The organism is Trinickia sp. LjRoot230, from assembly GCF_964253315.1.
In the GTDB taxonomy this organism is placed as follows: Bacteria; Pseudomonadota; Gammaproteobacteria; order Burkholderiales; family Burkholderiaceae; genus Trinickia.
On record NZ_CAXUQX020000001.1, the window covers coordinates 163,062 to 176,792 of the forward strand.

The window sequence follows — 13,731 nt, forward strand, 5'->3', positions numbered from 1 at the left end:
CGGCGAGATGCGACTACGATTGCGTCCCGTCCTCCCAGGGAGATCAGTCGATGGCTCCGGTCAAAATGCGGGACGCCGAAGAATTCTTGCGGCGCTGGCCGCGGATACGGTCGATCCATCAGGCGGCAATGCAGGGGATATTGATGGCAACGCACCCGCCTTACTCGGTCGTCTTGACATACGACGACGATGAACAAAAATTCAACGTTCAGACGGGTGATTCAGCTGAGCTCGCCTCGCTGCTGGCCGGTCGACTCGATATGCCGATCTTACTGGACGAGTTCGACTACAAGATTGACGACGAATTCGCACGCCGTCTCGGGGTGGCGATGCTCAATCTGATTGCTCTGGGCAAGCCACACTTAAAACAGTACATGAGCGTCACGCCCGGAGCTATCTCACGGGGGTGACGCGCGACGATGTCGCATCATGCATTTATCGTTGTTTTCTCGGCATGCGGTCCTAGCAGTTCTCATAGCCTTACTGCCCACAGGCGCCACTATCCTCTAACCCGAGGGCGCAAGCAGTCGAGGGAAAAATGCCGGGACTCGTCGATTCCAAGAAACCGTTCGGAAACCTGTTCAGCAATTGTGACGGTGATCAGGCAGGCGCCTTGGGGGCAGACGCTCCGCGCAAAAGACTGCAGCAGGCAGCTCAACTGGCGATCGAAGTCGAGTTCACGACGATCCCTCCCTACCTGAGCGCGTTGTATTCGATCGTCGACGTGGGCAGCAAGGCATATCAACTGCTGCGCTCGGTGGTGATGGAGGAAATGTTCCATGTCAACCAGGCAGCCAATCTCCTCGTCGGAATCGGCGGGCAACCGAGATTTACCGGTGTGGCCGCCCCGACGTATCCGTGTTACCTGCCCCACGCCAACCCGAACCGCACGCCATACATTGGCCTTTGCCCGGCGTCGCCCGCAGTTTTCGAGAACACGTTTGCCGCAATAGAGGCCCCCGCTCCCCCGCATGCCGCCGCGCAGGGCGATCAATATGACACGGTGGCCCAACTCTACGAGTTTCTGCGCGATGGGATCGTAGCGTACCGCCGCGCGACCTTCGCTCCACCGCTGTTCCAGTCGAACCCGAATGCGCGTCAACGCACCGATATCTATTTGGGAAAATTCGGCGGCAAGTCGATGGTCGTACACGATGTCGCGAGCGCGCTGGACGGCATCGAGCAAATCGTCCAGCAAGGCGAGGGTAGTGCGCCTGCTGCCGCAGCGCTCGTCGCGACCAGCGCATTCGGAACCTACAACTATTTCGGCGACCGCGTCGACGGTACTTACGGTCCCATTATCGGCACGCCGTACGAGATGTCGCACTTCCGCAAGTTCCGCATGGCCGCGCTCGATGTCGCGAACTTTCCCGCAACGTATCCGATCGCCTCGAATCCGAAGCGATCCGATTTCTCCAATGAGGTCGCGCTTCGGTTAGTCGAGACTTTCGATGTGGCCTACAGCATGATGCTCGATGCGTTGGAAAGCAGTTTCGCCGCTGCTGCACCCAGCGCGAGCGGTGCCCCGGACCCGTTCTTTGCGCGGGCCTTGCCGTTGATGCACCACGTCATGCCGACACTCGCGCGTGGCCTCGCGTGCACGCCGATGCTGGCCGACGGCGACAGCACCGTGGGGCCGAACGCGGCGCCGACCTATCTCTATCAACCAGGCTGCGACGTACTCACATTCGAGCGGCAGCATGCGAAGGCGCGTGAGGCTGCGTCGACAATCAGGAATCGCACCGCGCGCGACGAATTGATGACGATGCTGGACGATGTCAGAAGGCATACGACAGCACTCGTTAGTACTACTGACTAATGTTTGCTTAGTGATCGATGATTGCTGGCTACTTCGGCGGAAACGACCATGATCGAATACAAGATCCATCCGTCTATCGGGATTGCGCGAGTCGGCAACGCGCCCGAGCAGTTTTACATCGGGCCGGAGGTCTATCGAGGGTTGCCCATCAATCCCGACGGCCGTCCGTTTCAGCAACAGGATCTTCGCGATGAAGCGTCGCGGCTTTGCCGGCAGGCCGCGCGGTTTCGCGTCTATCGCATCGATGGCGACACCGTCGAGGAAGTGACGTTGAGCGCGCCGAGTGTCAAGTCGATCCGGTGGACGGTTCACCTTGCGAACAAGAAGCCCAGTTGGTATGAGTTTGTGCCTTTGCAAGGACAGGATGGCTTTGCGCCGAACCATCGATTGCGCAACGCGGGCGTGTCCAACCGCCATGAGTTGCTGATCGATGCCGGGCCGCGTCGCATCGCGGGCCGCAATCAACGCGGTGTGCATTTCAACCGAGAGCAGGTGCCGGCCGGGTACCGGGGCGCGCACTTTCCGCCGGGGCCTCTCTATCCGACGATGGGTTCGATCGACACGCTTGGCGAACTGCAAACAGACGCCGATGGACGGTTGCTGGTGCTCGGCGGCTATGGCATTTCCGGCACCACGGACCCGGACCCAGAGCTTGCGGACTATGCCAACAACGACGGTTGGTGGGACGACACATCCGACGGCCCCGTTGGGGCGACCATCGAATTTTCGGACGGCACGGTGATCGACGCGGCGAGTGCCCGCGTGCTCGTCGCACCGCCCAAATATGCGCCCGAAATCCCGAACCTCGTCACGCTGTACGACTTGATGTTCGACGTGATGGTGCGTGCGGGCCGCTATCCGGACATTTACAAGAGCAGTATGTGGCAGTCCGGCCGCGACGGTTATCGGCCAAATTTCCAGACCGACATTCAGCCTTTTCTCGAGCGCGCGACGCTGTATCCGTGGGTCACGGCGATGCCGCCCAAACCGCACACATTCGACATTGCAAAACTGCGGGCGATCGGCGCAGGCGGCGACGGCGCCGATGAATTCAAAGGACTGAGACGCTACCTCGTCGACGTACTGCGGCCGCCCGGTGCGGAGAACAGCTTATACAACGCGGCCGGCGCGTCGATGATGCCGTTCTTGGGCGGCGACGATTCCGCTGCCGATACGGCCACGGCCAAATACATGCGCGTGACGGACACACAGTACTTCTTTTTGCAGCAATGGGCTGAGGGGTATTTTGTCGATCGATACCCGGATGCCAATGCGGCCGACGCATTCACGCGGGCAGCGCTCGACAACTGCGTCGGGGCGCCGCTTTGTCCGGGCATCGAAATGACTTGGATTGCGCGTGTTCCCGAAATTTATGCGGAACCGTTTCGAATTCGGAATCGCTTTGTCGAGACGGGACCGCTGCGGCTCGGTTATGAACCGGCGTCCGGCATGGAGCCCGGCGACTTGACGCGTTATATGGCCATACCGTGGCAAAGCGATTTCAACGAATGTTCGTCCTACCCGATCGACGATCGCCTGATTTGGTGGTGGCCGGCGCATCGGCCTGCGTTTGTTTATCTGGAGCCGCAACGGGAAACGGTTATCGCTTCGCCTTCGGTGCCGCCGAGCCCGCAGCCGGGCTCGCAGGTGCCGTGGATCGGCACGGACTTCGACCAATTGGCGAAGGACTATATCGGGTTCGCTGACGACGTCGATATGGTCCGGTATTGGTCGGAGCTGGGCTTCGTCATTGAGAAATCCATCGACGGCGCACCGCGTTTTGTCGAAGTCGAGCGGACGCTCCCGAGGCCTTTTCTTCCGCCGCCGCCCACTCGGTGAGACGCCGTGTTGTCCACGTACTGCGATGTGCTGATCGTCGGCGCCGGGCCAGCCGGTTGCGCGAGCGCACTGGCTCTGTCGCTGGCCGCGCCAGGGTGTCGCGTTGTCGTCGTGGACCGCGCTTCGGCGCAGCCCTTTCAAATCGGCGAATCGGCTACGCCCGACGTAAGCGCGCTGCTGCGCCGGTTGGATGTGGAGGGCCGGCTCGGTCTGCGCGGGCACCGTGCGTACCAGGGCGACCTCTCGCTATGGGGCGGCGACGAACCCCGTTTCGATCACTTTCTGTCACGCGGTGTCGGGCACGGCTGGCACCTCGATCGCGCAGCGTTTGACGCGCAGTTATGCAACGAAGTGCGCGAACGCGGTATCGAATTGCATCGTTGCGCGGGCATCGAGGCGATTTTGCCTTTGAACGATGGTTGGGGCGTGCGGCTGCGCGGATTGGGGAGTGTATCGACGCGTGTGGTGGCCGACGCGGGCGGCCGTCGCTCGCCATTGGCCACGCAACTCGGCGTTCGTCGGCGAAAGCTCGACAAGCTCGTTGCGCTGACGATACGCACGACTCACTCGCTAAACCTGACGGGCCTCTCGCTCGTGGAAGCGTTCACGCACGGGTGGTGGTATGCGGTCGTCCTGCCGGACGGGCATACGCTGGTCTCCTTGATGACTGATCGGGACATTGCGGTGGCGCGCGGCTTTCACGATTGGGGTGCCTATGTTCGCGCGTGGCGGGAGACGCGGTTGCTCGCGAGCCACGTGCCGCCACCGGATAAGCCGCCTGCTGCGATTCATGCGTTTGCGGCACACAGTGGATGTCTCGAACGCGGTGCGGCAACGAACTGGATCGCCGTAGGCGACGCGCTCATGGGCTGGGACCCACTGACGTCATCGGGAATCTCGGGCGCGCTAAGCGACGGATTGGCAGCCGCGCCTGCCATCATCGACATGCTCGAGGGCGGGTGCGATGGTGCGCGGGCATATGTTGATCGTGCCAACGTAGTGTTCGGACGCTATCTAATGGAGCGTTTGCAACGCTATGGTGCTGAACCGAGGTGGCGGGACAGTGCGTTTTGGGCGCGGCGCGGGCAGTGCCCGCAAGCGGCGGCGGGGAATTTGAGATTGCAACGCTGATCTTTCCTTGGTGGGCTCAATGCTGCCTGTCTATATGCGCTACGCTTCGTGTTCGGCGCAGCTACAAAAAACCAAAAGCAAGCGTCGCTGATGCATCCATTGCAATTTGACCTGAAGAAAAAGGATCACTGATATGCGTACCGTGGATCGAGTCCGAGAGGGAACGCCTCCGTCGATGACGGAGGTGGAAGCGGCCCATTTTCTTAACGTATCGCGGCCGTTCGTTATCAACGAGATTGAAGAAGGCAGACTGCCACATCGTATGATCGGTACGCATCGGCGGATTGCGTTTGAGGATTTGGTAACGTACGCGAACAAGATGCGCGAGAAACAGGCCGCGGCACTTGAGCGCATGGCCACCAACGCGCGCGAATTGGGGCTGATCTAGCCGCATATGCTCAACGTCTCAACTGCTAGCAGAGAAAATCTATGCCCGTAATCGCCTTTAGCCACTACAACCTGCGCGGCGATCGTCGCATGCTCGACGCGCTGCGCGATTTTTATATCGACGTCGTCGGGCTGCAACTCGGCGAGCGCCCGCCGTTCGCGCATTTCGGCTATTGGCTTTACATTGACGAACAAGCGGTGCTGCACTTGAGCGAGGCGCGCCCGGGCGAAGTGCGCGAAGCAAACGCGGCGGGCACGTTCGACCATGTGGCGTTCGCCTGTACCGATCGCGCTTCTTTCGAAGCGCATCTCGAGTCGCGCGCCATCCGCTATCGAAGCTCGAATGTGCCGCTTACCGGACAGCGACAGTTGTTCTTCGTTGACCCGGCTGGCAACGGCGTCGAGTTGAATTTCGCTGAAGAAGATCGAGGTTAGCCGATGCAGCCGATCGACAACAATACCGCGCTTCTCATCATCGACATGCAACAAGGCATGCAATCGGAGAACCTCGGCCGGCGCAACAATCCCAAAGCCGAAGACAACATCGGCGCGTTGTTGGCCGCATGGCGCGAAACGCAGCGCCCTGTCGTGCATGTGAGGCATATCTCGCGCTCGCCAGAATCCGTCTTCCGGCCCGGTCAGCCGGGTGCCGAATTTCAGGCGCGCTTCACACCGCTCGCAGATGAGCACGTGGTCGAGAAGAACGTGCCCGACGCATTCGCGGCAGCCGGTCTGGAACGATGGTTACGCGTGCGGGATATCGCACAGATCGTGATCGTTGGGGTGGCGACGAATAACTCAGTGGAATCCACGGCGAGAACGGCAGGCAATCTCGGTTTTGCGACGACGGTCGCATCGGACGCCACTTTTACGTTCGATTGCCGTGATCTAACGGGGAAGTTGTGGTGCGCGGAAGACGTCCACATGCTGTCGCTTACCAACTTGGCGCAGGACTATGCGTCGATAGAGTCGGCTGAACAGATTCTGGATGCAGTATGCAAGGATCACGAGCCGACCGTTATTACGCGGCAGCGCGGCGAACATGTGGTCGTGATTTCATTGGACGATTACAACAGCATGCAGGAAACGCTGCATCTTCTGGGGACGCCTACAAATGCTGATCGACTGCGCCAATCCATTGCTGAATTTAGGGCTGGAAAGACGTTAGTAGAAGACCTGCCGAAAAATGTCGCAGCAGAAGAAAGCGAAAAAAGCCGCAGCCATAAATAACTGCAAGGTTGCGTGGAGCACGAATGGATGGGACGACTACCTGTACTGGTAAAAGCACGACACAGGATAGTGTTTCATCGAGGAAATCTCGCGTGATCCGTTCAAAGGCACAGAAAACGGTGCCTTTTGTCGTTCGACTCACGTTTGCTCGCCCGATCGCTTAAACCGCCGCCACCCGCCCATCCGGCCCATACACGCCAACGGAATTATTCCCCGTTGCGCCCCGCAAGATAGCCAGCGCCTTCTCGTTGTAATTCATCCGCACGCGGATCATCAGGCCGTTCGTGAGATTCGCGCGCCGCGCGCGATCGACCACTTCTTGAACGCGCTGCCATTGCTGCGCGAGCCGGGTGTCGTCGGCGCTCGCGAGCTCGAGGCCCTTGGCGCCACTCGGCAGCCCGATAGCCGACAACTGCGCATCACGCGCTTTCTCGAGCGACGCGAGCTTGTCGGTCAATTCGGTTTTCTTTTCGAGAATGGTCGGCAGCGTGTCGAGCGGCGACGCGGCCGCCAACGCTTTTTCTTCGTAGACCAGCAAAGACGCAAACGCTTCGAGCGTTGCGTATTCTTCCGTCACGGTGCCAAGCAGGGCGTCTTTCATCGGATGATTCGCCAAAATTCGCGCCTGAGCGCGCATTAAATGAATCGCCCTGCAACCACGCCGTGCTAGAACGGCCTCAGTCGCCTGACGATTGAGGTTTGTGCAACAAATTGCGCGCCGTTTCGAGGATGCCGTCGGCGATCTTGCCGGTGTCAATCGAAAGCGTGCCATCCTTGATGGCCTGCTTGATCGATTCGACCTGCGCAACGTCGATATCGGCCGCACCAGACGCGGCCAACGCGCGCAACTGCGACGACAACGCCGACAAGTTGACGTTCGCGTCGCCGGCCGAGCCTTCCGCCCCGCCAGTGCTGGACGCTAACGTGCCCGACGTGCTGCGGTTGGCCACCGGGGACGTATCGCCCGAGCGCGCGCCCTGCACGCCGCCCTTAGGCGACGACAGGTTGGAACTGGTTGATGAGACGACTTTCACGATTGGCTTCCAAAGTTGCTCGATTTGAATGTGATATCGGCACACCCAAATCAAACTTTAGCGCAATCGGTTCGACCCCTTCCCGCCCCCAATATTCAATTTTCTTCGTCGATTCCCCGTTACATCTGGATTTCCACGGTCGTGTTGTCCTTCACGATGCCGGAAATGATCTGCCCGGCAGCGGTCTTGACGCGCACTTGCTCGCCCGGCGCGGCGTTATTCATGACCGCGCCTTCCGCCGAAATCGAAAATCCATGTCCGACGGCCACGACACGCACCGTTTGTCCGATCGTCACCGACGTCGCGCTGCGCAACATATCCTGGCGCAGCGGCAACCCGGCGCCGATCCGCGCCAGTGCGACGGCGCCCACCGCTTGCGACGGATCCGTGATGATCGTGCGCGGCAGGTTCGCCAAGTCGCCTTCGCGCGTCGTCAGGTCGGCGGCGCTGAGCACGGCGCCCGGCTCGATCTGCCGCGCGGCCAGATAGTAGGCCGACTCCAGCGAGACGCGGGCTTGCAGATAAAGCGTCCACGGGCGCGCCCCCGAGCAGCGCACCCCAACCGTCGTGCGGCCCCACAGGCGTGCGCCAGGCGGCATGAACGGTTCGAGCGTCGTGCAGGCGGCAAGCCCGCGCGGAAACGCGGGTGCCACTGTGATCGTGATCTTGCCGGGCAAACCGGCTGACTGTTGCTGCAAAAACGCAAGGGCGGCGCGGCGAATCGATTCACCGTCTTGCTGGCCGGCCGGTGCGGCGGCTTCGATCGGTGCAGGCGATGCGGCGACCGCGGCAGCGCTGACAACGGCAGGCTTGGTCGACTGAAGCGTCGTCGGCACGGTCGCTGGTCCACCCGCACTGGCCGGGCGATCCACCGGAATCGGCTGTGCCACCTTCGGTGCGCGCGGCGCAGACGTGACGACGACGGGCATCACTTGCGCCGAAGCCGGGCCGGCCGGCTTCGCGAACGCAGCGGCAACGGGCGCCGCCCGCTCGCCCGGGCCCGGAATGACGATGACGCCGCTCTGAGTGGCCGGCTGGCTCGCCCGCTCGCCTGCGCCCGGAATCGTGATCATGCGGTCTGCTCCGGCTGCCGCATGCTCGCCGGGACCCGGAATGAAGATCTGGCCGCCAGCGCTTGGCTGCACCTGAGCTTGCGCCTGCGCCGCGGTCGGAATCAGCGCGGCGGCGCCGAGCGCCAAAACGGCGGCGGCCGTGCGCCATGCACGCAAAGCGGCGACGCTGCGCCCCGCGGTGCGCGGCCGGGCGGTGCGTGAGCGTTCGGTAGTGGCGAAAAGCGACATCGGTTGTTTCTCCCTCGGGTGCCACGCGAAAAGCCGCATGTCGGTCCCGTTACGTCAACGCATTCTAGAAGTCCGCTCCGTTGCGCAAACGTTGAATAGAGGCCTGCTTCCCCGGTTATTCGTCCGATTGCCGCTTGCGTGCCGCCCCTAAGATCCACTCCATGCAAAAAAGTCTTTGCGGCGTGCCCGGACAGGGTGCTGCGGCGAAGCCCGCCAACCGCTTGACTCAACCGCTTGGCCCACCCGCGTGGCAACGGAGAAACGCTCGATGCTGGACAAACTCGATGCCGAATTCGCTTTTGGTCGTGAAGCGCTCGATGTGCGCGCTCATCGGCAGGAGCTGCTGTCGTCGAATATCGCGAACGCCGATACCCCTGGCTATCGGGCGCGCGATGTCGATTTCGCTTCATCGCTCGCGGGCGCGCTGAAAAAAACGGGCGCGCCAGGCACGGCCGCATCCGCGACGCTCGCCGGCACGTCGAATGCCGCGCCGCTTGCGATGGCGCAGCCGGTCGGCGTGACGAGCGGCATGTCGATGAATGCCACCGAGGCGGGCCATATGGCCGGCAACGCGCGGCTCGCGGCAACGGGCGGCACGACGCAGGACTACGGCCAGCTCAAATATCGCAATCCGACGCAACCCGCGCTCGACGGCAACACCGTCGATCTCGACACCGAGCGCGTGCAGTTCGCGGATAACTCTCTGCATTACGAATCGGGCTTGACCGTGCTGACCCAGCAGATCAAGACGATGCTCGCGGCGATCACGTCGGGCGGCTGATGCCGCATCCGATTCGCCACAGCGCGCACAAATGAATAGCTACGGGGCTAACAACGAGGAGGCCATGCCGCCATGTCATTGATGAACATCTTCACCGTCGCGGGTTCGGCCCTATCGGCTCAGTCCGAACGGCTCAACGTCACGGCGTCGAATCTCGCGAACGCCGACAGCACGACGGGACCGGACGGCAAGCCGTATCGCGGCAAGCAAGTCGTGTTCGCGGTCAAGCCGGTGGGCGGCCCGCACACGAGCTCCGGGCAACAAGTGGGCGGCGTGCAGGTGAGCAACGTCATCGACGACCCCACGCCGATGAAAACGACCTACGACCCGAGCAACCCGTCGGCCGACGAAAACGGCTATGTGACGCGCCCGAACGTCGACCCGGTGCAGGAGATGGTCAACATGATTTCGGCGTCGCGCTCCTATCAGGCCAACGTCGAGACATTGAACACGGCCAAGAATTTGATGCTGAAAACACTCACGATCGGCACCTGAGGAGAAACTTCGTGACTTCATCCAGTACGACCATCGCCTCCGGCGGCACCGTATCGCAATCGCTGCTCAACACGATGAATGGGGCGTCTTCTTCATCGTCCTCGTCGGGCGCATCGAGCAGCGCGAGCTCGTCGATGGGCACCTCGACGAACGATCTGCAGAACACCTTCTTGCGGCTGCTTGTCACGCAGCTGAAGAACCAGGACCCGACCAACCCGATGGACAGCTCGCAAATGACATCGCAGCTGGCCCAGATCAACACGGTGACGGGCATCAGCCAGTTGAATACGACGCTGACCTCGCTCGCCTCGCAGCTGTCGGCGGGCCAGAACGCGCAGAGCTCGCTGCTGATCGGGCAGAACGTGCTCGTGCCGGGCAACACGGCGACGGTGTCGAGCGGCAGCTCGTCCGGCTTCGGCTTCTCGCTGTCCGAGGCCGTATCGGATCTCAAGGTCACGATCAAGGATTCCTCGGGCAACGTCGTGAGCTCCGTCGATCTCGGCGCGCAAACGGCCGGCACCGTGCCAGTCGCTTGGAAGCCGACCGATTCGGCCGGCAATGCGCTGCCGGACGGCACTTACACGATTTCGGCGCAAGGCATCACAGGCACGGGCGGTGTCAGCTCGGGCGTCACGACGCTATCGGGCCAGCAGGTTGTCAGCGTGGTTCAGCAAAGCTCGGGCAAGCAGGGGCTGCTCCTGCGCAACGGCACGACGGTCGACACGACGAGCGTCGCGGCGATCCTTTAATTCACCTTTGAACACTTTCAGAACACTTGCGCAGGAGACCAGATAAATGGGCTACCAACAAGGCTTGAGCGGCTTGTCCGCGTCGTCGAACGACCTCGACGTGATCGGCAACAACATCGCAAACGCGAACACCACGGGCTTCAAGGAAAGCACGGCGCAGTTCGCCGACGTCTACGCCAATACGATCGCCACGACCGTGACCAACCAGATCGGTATCGGCACGCGGCTTGCGGGCGTCCAGCAGGACTTTTCACAAGGCACGATCAGCACGACGGGCCAGGCGCTCAATGTCGCCATCAACGGCACGGGCTTTTACCAGATGTCGAACAACGGCTCGCTCACTTACTCGCGCGACGGCGTGTTCCAGCTCGACAAGAACGGCTACATCACCGACGCGCAAGGTCTCAAGTTGATGGGCTATGCGGCCGGTTCGACCGGAATCATCAACACGGCCTCGACGGTGCCGATTCAAGTGCCGACGACCAATATCGCACCGCTGTCGACGACGAGCATCACGGCGCAGCTGAATCTGAATTCGCAAGATGCGGTGCCGTCGGTTACGCCGTTCTCGGCGACCGATTCGTCGACCTACAACTACTCGACGTCGATCAACACCTTCGACTCGCTCGGCGGCGCACAGCAAGTCAACATGTACTTCGTCAAGACAGCCTCGAACGCGTGGGACGTCTACTCCGGTCCGTCGTCGGGCACCATCAGCAAGATCGGCGGCGTCTCGTTCAGCTCGTCGGGTTCGATCTCGGGTACGACGGACGCCGCAGGTGCGGCCACCGCGACCACGGGCAAGCTGACGTTCAACATCGTGAACACCGACGGCAGCACGACGCCGCAACCGCTCACGCTCGATTTGACCGGCACGACGCAGTACGGCAGCAAGGACGGCGTGAACAACCTCGCGCAAGACGGCTACGCGAGCGGTCAGTTGTCGAACTTCTCGATCGCGGCGGACGGCACGATCACCGGCAACTACTCGAACGGCAAGTCGCAGGCACTCGGCCAGATCGTGCTCGCGAACTTCTCGAATCCGAACGGTCTGCAGAACCTCGGCGGCAACCAGTTCGCCGAAACGTCGGGTTCGGGCGTGCCGCAAATCTCGGCGCCGGGCTCGACGAACCACGGCACGCTGCAAGGCGGCGCGCTCGAATCGTCGAACGTCGATTTGACGAATCAGCTCGTCGATCTGATCACCGCGCAGCGTAACTATCAGGCGAACGCGCAGACGATCAAAACGCAGCAGGCGGTCGACCAAGCGGTCATCAACCTGTAAGCGACGCTTAGCCGCCGCCCATCCCATCGGACTTAGCGAATCATGGACCGACTGATTTATACCGCGATGACAGGTGCGAGCCAGACGCTCGAACAGCAGTCTGTTGTCGCGAACAATCTGGCGAACGTGTCGACGACCGGCTTTCGCGCGCAGCTTGCGACGTACCGGTCAGCGCCGATGAATTTCGGCGACGGCACGACGATCAACCCCGACACGACGCGCACGTTTGTGCTGTCGTCGACGCCCGGCGCCGATTTTCAGCCGGGCCCGATTTCGCAGACGGGCAACCCGCTCGACGTCGCCGTGCAAGGCCCGGGCTGGCTCGCCGTCCAAACGGCTGGTGGCGAAGAGGCGTATACGCGCGCCGGCAATCTGCACGTCGATCAGAACGGGCAGCTCGTGACGGCGAGCAATTTACAAGTGATCGGGAGCGGCGGGCCGATTGCGCTGCCGCCGGGCGCGGAGGTGTCGATCGGCAAGGACGGCACGATTTCCGCGCTGATGCCGGGCGACCCCCCGACGGCCAAGGCCGTCATCGACCAACTCAAACTCGTGAACCCGGCTGCGGCATCGATGCAGCGCGGCGACGACGGCCTCTTTCGTGCGGCCGACGGCCAACCGGTCGACCCGGACCCGACCGTCGTCGTGGCCTCGGGCGCGCTCGAGGGCAGCAACGTGAACCCCGTTGCGGCGATGGTTTCGATGATTACCAATGCACGGCAGTTCCAGATGCAGACCAAGCTGCTTCAGACCGCCGACCAGAACGAGCAGACGGCCAATCAGCTGCTGCAGTTCAGCTGACCGGTTCGTTCGATTTCGACGTAACCGGACCGATATTCTCAGGAGAAGTCTTACCGTGAACCGCTCGCTCTATATCGCCGCCACGGGCATGAATGCCCAGCAGGCCCAGATGGACGTGATCTCGAACAACCTGTCGAACGTCAGTACGACGGGTTTCAAGGGCTCGCGCGCCGTATTCCAGGATCTGATTTACCAAACGTTGCGTCAGCCCGGCGCGAACTCGACACAGCAAACCGAGTTGCCGTCGGGCAGCCAGATCGGCACAGGCGTGGAGCAGGTCGCAACCGAGCGCCTTTACACGCAAGGCAGCTTGCAGCAAACCGGCAACTCGAAGGATCTCGCCATCAACGGCGCTGGCTTTTTCCAGGTGCAGATGCCCGATGGCACGACGGCCTACACGCGTGACGGCTCGTTGCAGACGAACGCGCAAGGGCAACTCGTGACGTCGAGCGGCTATCAGATCGTCCCGTCGATCACGATTCCGCAAAACGCCACGTCGTTTACGGTCGGTACCGACGGCGCTGTCAGCATCACCGTGGCGGGCTCGACGACGAACCAGACGATCGGCACATTGCAACTGGCCACGTTCATCAACCCGGCCGGTCTCGAGTCGAAAGGCCAGAACCTGTTGATGGAAACGGCTTCGTCGGGTGCGGCGAACGTATCGACACCGGGCTTGAACGGCGCTGGCACGCTCAACCAGGGTTACATCGAAGCGTCGAACGTGAACGTCGTGCAGGAACTCGTGAACATGATTCAGACGCAGCGCGCATACGAGATCAACAGCAAGGCGGTCCAGACTTCGGACCAGATGCTGCAGACCTTGAGCAACATGTCGGTCTAAGCCCGACTTGACGATTGAAGTTTTAGTTGAAGAAC

General features: G+C 61.7%; 16 protein-coding genes and 1 pseudogene. 14 read left to right on the forward strand and 3 right to left on the reverse strand.

Going from position 1 to position 13,731, the window contains the following annotated elements; translation table 11 throughout:
• Positions 1-50: 50 nt before the first annotated feature.
• The 8 genes and pseudogenes from ACSQ20_RS00705 (at position 51) to ACSQ20_RS00740 (ending at position 6,406) form a co-directional block, all read left to right on the forward strand.
• On the forward strand, positions 51-410 hold the full coding sequence (locus ACSQ20_RS00705; RefSeq protein WP_436016519.1) for a hypothetical protein: 360 nt from the start codon (positions 51-53) through the stop codon (positions 408-410).
• 203 nt (positions 411-613) lie between these two features.
• Positions 614-1,819: a ferritin-like domain-containing protein gene (locus ACSQ20_RS00710; protein WP_436016521.1), complete on the forward strand. Its 1,206-nt coding sequence runs from the start codon at positions 614-616 to the stop codon at positions 1,817-1,819.
• Positions 1,820-1,867: 48 nt separating this feature from the next.
• On the forward strand, positions 1,868-3,658 hold the full coding sequence (locus ACSQ20_RS00715) for a LodA/GoxA family CTQ-dependent oxidase (RefSeq protein ID WP_436016523.1): 1,791 nt from the start codon (positions 1,868-1,870) through the stop codon (positions 3,656-3,658).
• Positions 3,659-3,664: 6 nt separating this feature from the next.
• Positions 3,665-4,789: an NAD(P)/FAD-dependent oxidoreductase gene (locus ACSQ20_RS00720; RefSeq protein ID WP_436016525.1), complete on the forward strand. Its 1,125-nt coding sequence runs from the start codon at positions 3,665-3,667 to the stop codon at positions 4,787-4,789.
• 184 nt (positions 4,790-4,973) lie between these two features.
• Positions 4,974-5,177 (forward strand): helix-turn-helix domain-containing protein, encoded by a 204-nt coding sequence (locus tag ACSQ20_RS00725; RefSeq protein WP_436016527.1) that lies wholly within the window; start codon positions 4,974-4,976, stop codon positions 5,175-5,177.
• A 41-nt stretch (positions 5,178-5,218) separates the two neighbouring features.
• On the forward strand, positions 5,219-5,611 hold the full coding sequence (locus tag ACSQ20_RS00730; RefSeq protein WP_436016529.1) for a VOC family protein: 393 nt from the start codon (positions 5,219-5,221) through the stop codon (positions 5,609-5,611).
• A 3-nt stretch (positions 5,612-5,614) separates the two neighbouring features.
• Positions 5,615-6,163: pseudogene (locus ACSQ20_RS00735) on the forward strand (cysteine hydrolase family protein); the annotation flags it as partial.
• 33 nt (positions 6,164-6,196) lie between these two features.
• Positions 6,197-6,406: a type II toxin-antitoxin system Phd/YefM family antitoxin gene (locus ACSQ20_RS00740; RefSeq protein ID WP_436022812.1), complete on the forward strand. Its 210-nt coding sequence runs from the start codon at positions 6,197-6,199 to the stop codon at positions 6,404-6,406.
• Positions 6,407-6,566: 160 nt separating this feature from the next.
• Here the strand turns inward: ACSQ20_RS00740 and ACSQ20_RS00745 are convergent, their stop codons facing one another.
• From ACSQ20_RS00745 to flgA, 3 genes are all read right to left on the reverse strand, one after another.
• On the reverse strand, positions 6,567-7,007 hold the full coding sequence (locus tag ACSQ20_RS00745) for a flagella synthesis protein FlgN (RefSeq protein ID WP_436016531.1): 441 nt from the start codon (positions 7,005-7,007) through the stop codon (positions 6,567-6,569).
• A gap of 76 nt (positions 7,008-7,083) precedes the next feature.
• A complete protein-coding gene (gene flgM, locus ACSQ20_RS00750) occupies positions 7,084-7,440 on the reverse strand; it encodes a flagellar biosynthesis anti-sigma factor FlgM (RefSeq protein WP_436016533.1) in 357 nt (118 codons plus the stop codon).
• A gap of 119 nt (positions 7,441-7,559) precedes the next feature.
• A complete protein-coding gene (gene flgA, locus ACSQ20_RS00755) occupies positions 7,560-8,741 on the reverse strand; it encodes a flagellar basal body P-ring formation chaperone FlgA (RefSeq protein ID WP_436016535.1) in 1,182 nt (393 codons plus the stop codon).
• Positions 8,742-9,009: 268 nt separating this feature from the next.
• Between flgA and ACSQ20_RS00760 the strand changes: the two genes are divergently transcribed.
• The 6 genes from ACSQ20_RS00760 to flgG all read left to right on the forward strand — a co-directional run bounded on the left by ACSQ20_RS00760 (position 9,010) and on the right by flgG (position 13,696).
• Positions 9,010-9,522 carry a flagellar basal body protein gene (locus ACSQ20_RS00760; protein ID WP_436016537.1) on the forward strand — a complete coding sequence of 171 codons (513 nt, stop codon included), beginning with the start codon at positions 9,010-9,012 and terminating at the stop codon, positions 9,520-9,522.
• Positions 9,523-9,594: 72 nt separating this feature from the next.
• On the forward strand, positions 9,595-10,017 hold the full coding sequence (gene flgC / locus ACSQ20_RS00765; protein WP_436016539.1) for a flagellar basal body rod protein FlgC: 423 nt from the start codon (positions 9,595-9,597) through the stop codon (positions 10,015-10,017).
• An 11-nt stretch (positions 10,018-10,028) separates the two neighbouring features.
• Positions 10,029-10,766, forward strand: coding sequence for a flagellar hook assembly protein FlgD (locus ACSQ20_RS00770; RefSeq protein WP_436016541.1), 738 nt, complete (start codon positions 10,029-10,031; stop codon positions 10,764-10,766).
• Positions 10,767-10,812: 46 nt separating this feature from the next.
• On the forward strand, positions 10,813-12,051 hold the full coding sequence (gene flgE / locus ACSQ20_RS00775) for a flagellar hook protein FlgE (RefSeq protein ID WP_436016543.1): 1,239 nt from the start codon (positions 10,813-10,815) through the stop codon (positions 12,049-12,051).
• A gap of 42 nt (positions 12,052-12,093) precedes the next feature.
• The gene (flgF, locus tag ACSQ20_RS00780; protein WP_436016545.1) at positions 12,094-12,852 is read left to right on the forward strand and encodes a flagellar basal-body rod protein FlgF; all 759 of its coding nucleotides are present in this window, start codon (positions 12,094-12,096) and stop codon (positions 12,850-12,852) included.
• Between the two features lie 55 nt (positions 12,853-12,907).
• Positions 12,908-13,696 carry a flagellar basal-body rod protein FlgG gene (gene flgG / locus ACSQ20_RS00785; protein ID WP_436016547.1) on the forward strand — a complete coding sequence of 263 codons (789 nt, stop codon included), beginning with the start codon at positions 12,908-12,910 and terminating at the stop codon, positions 13,694-13,696.
• Positions 13,697-13,731 lie beyond the last annotated feature (35 nt).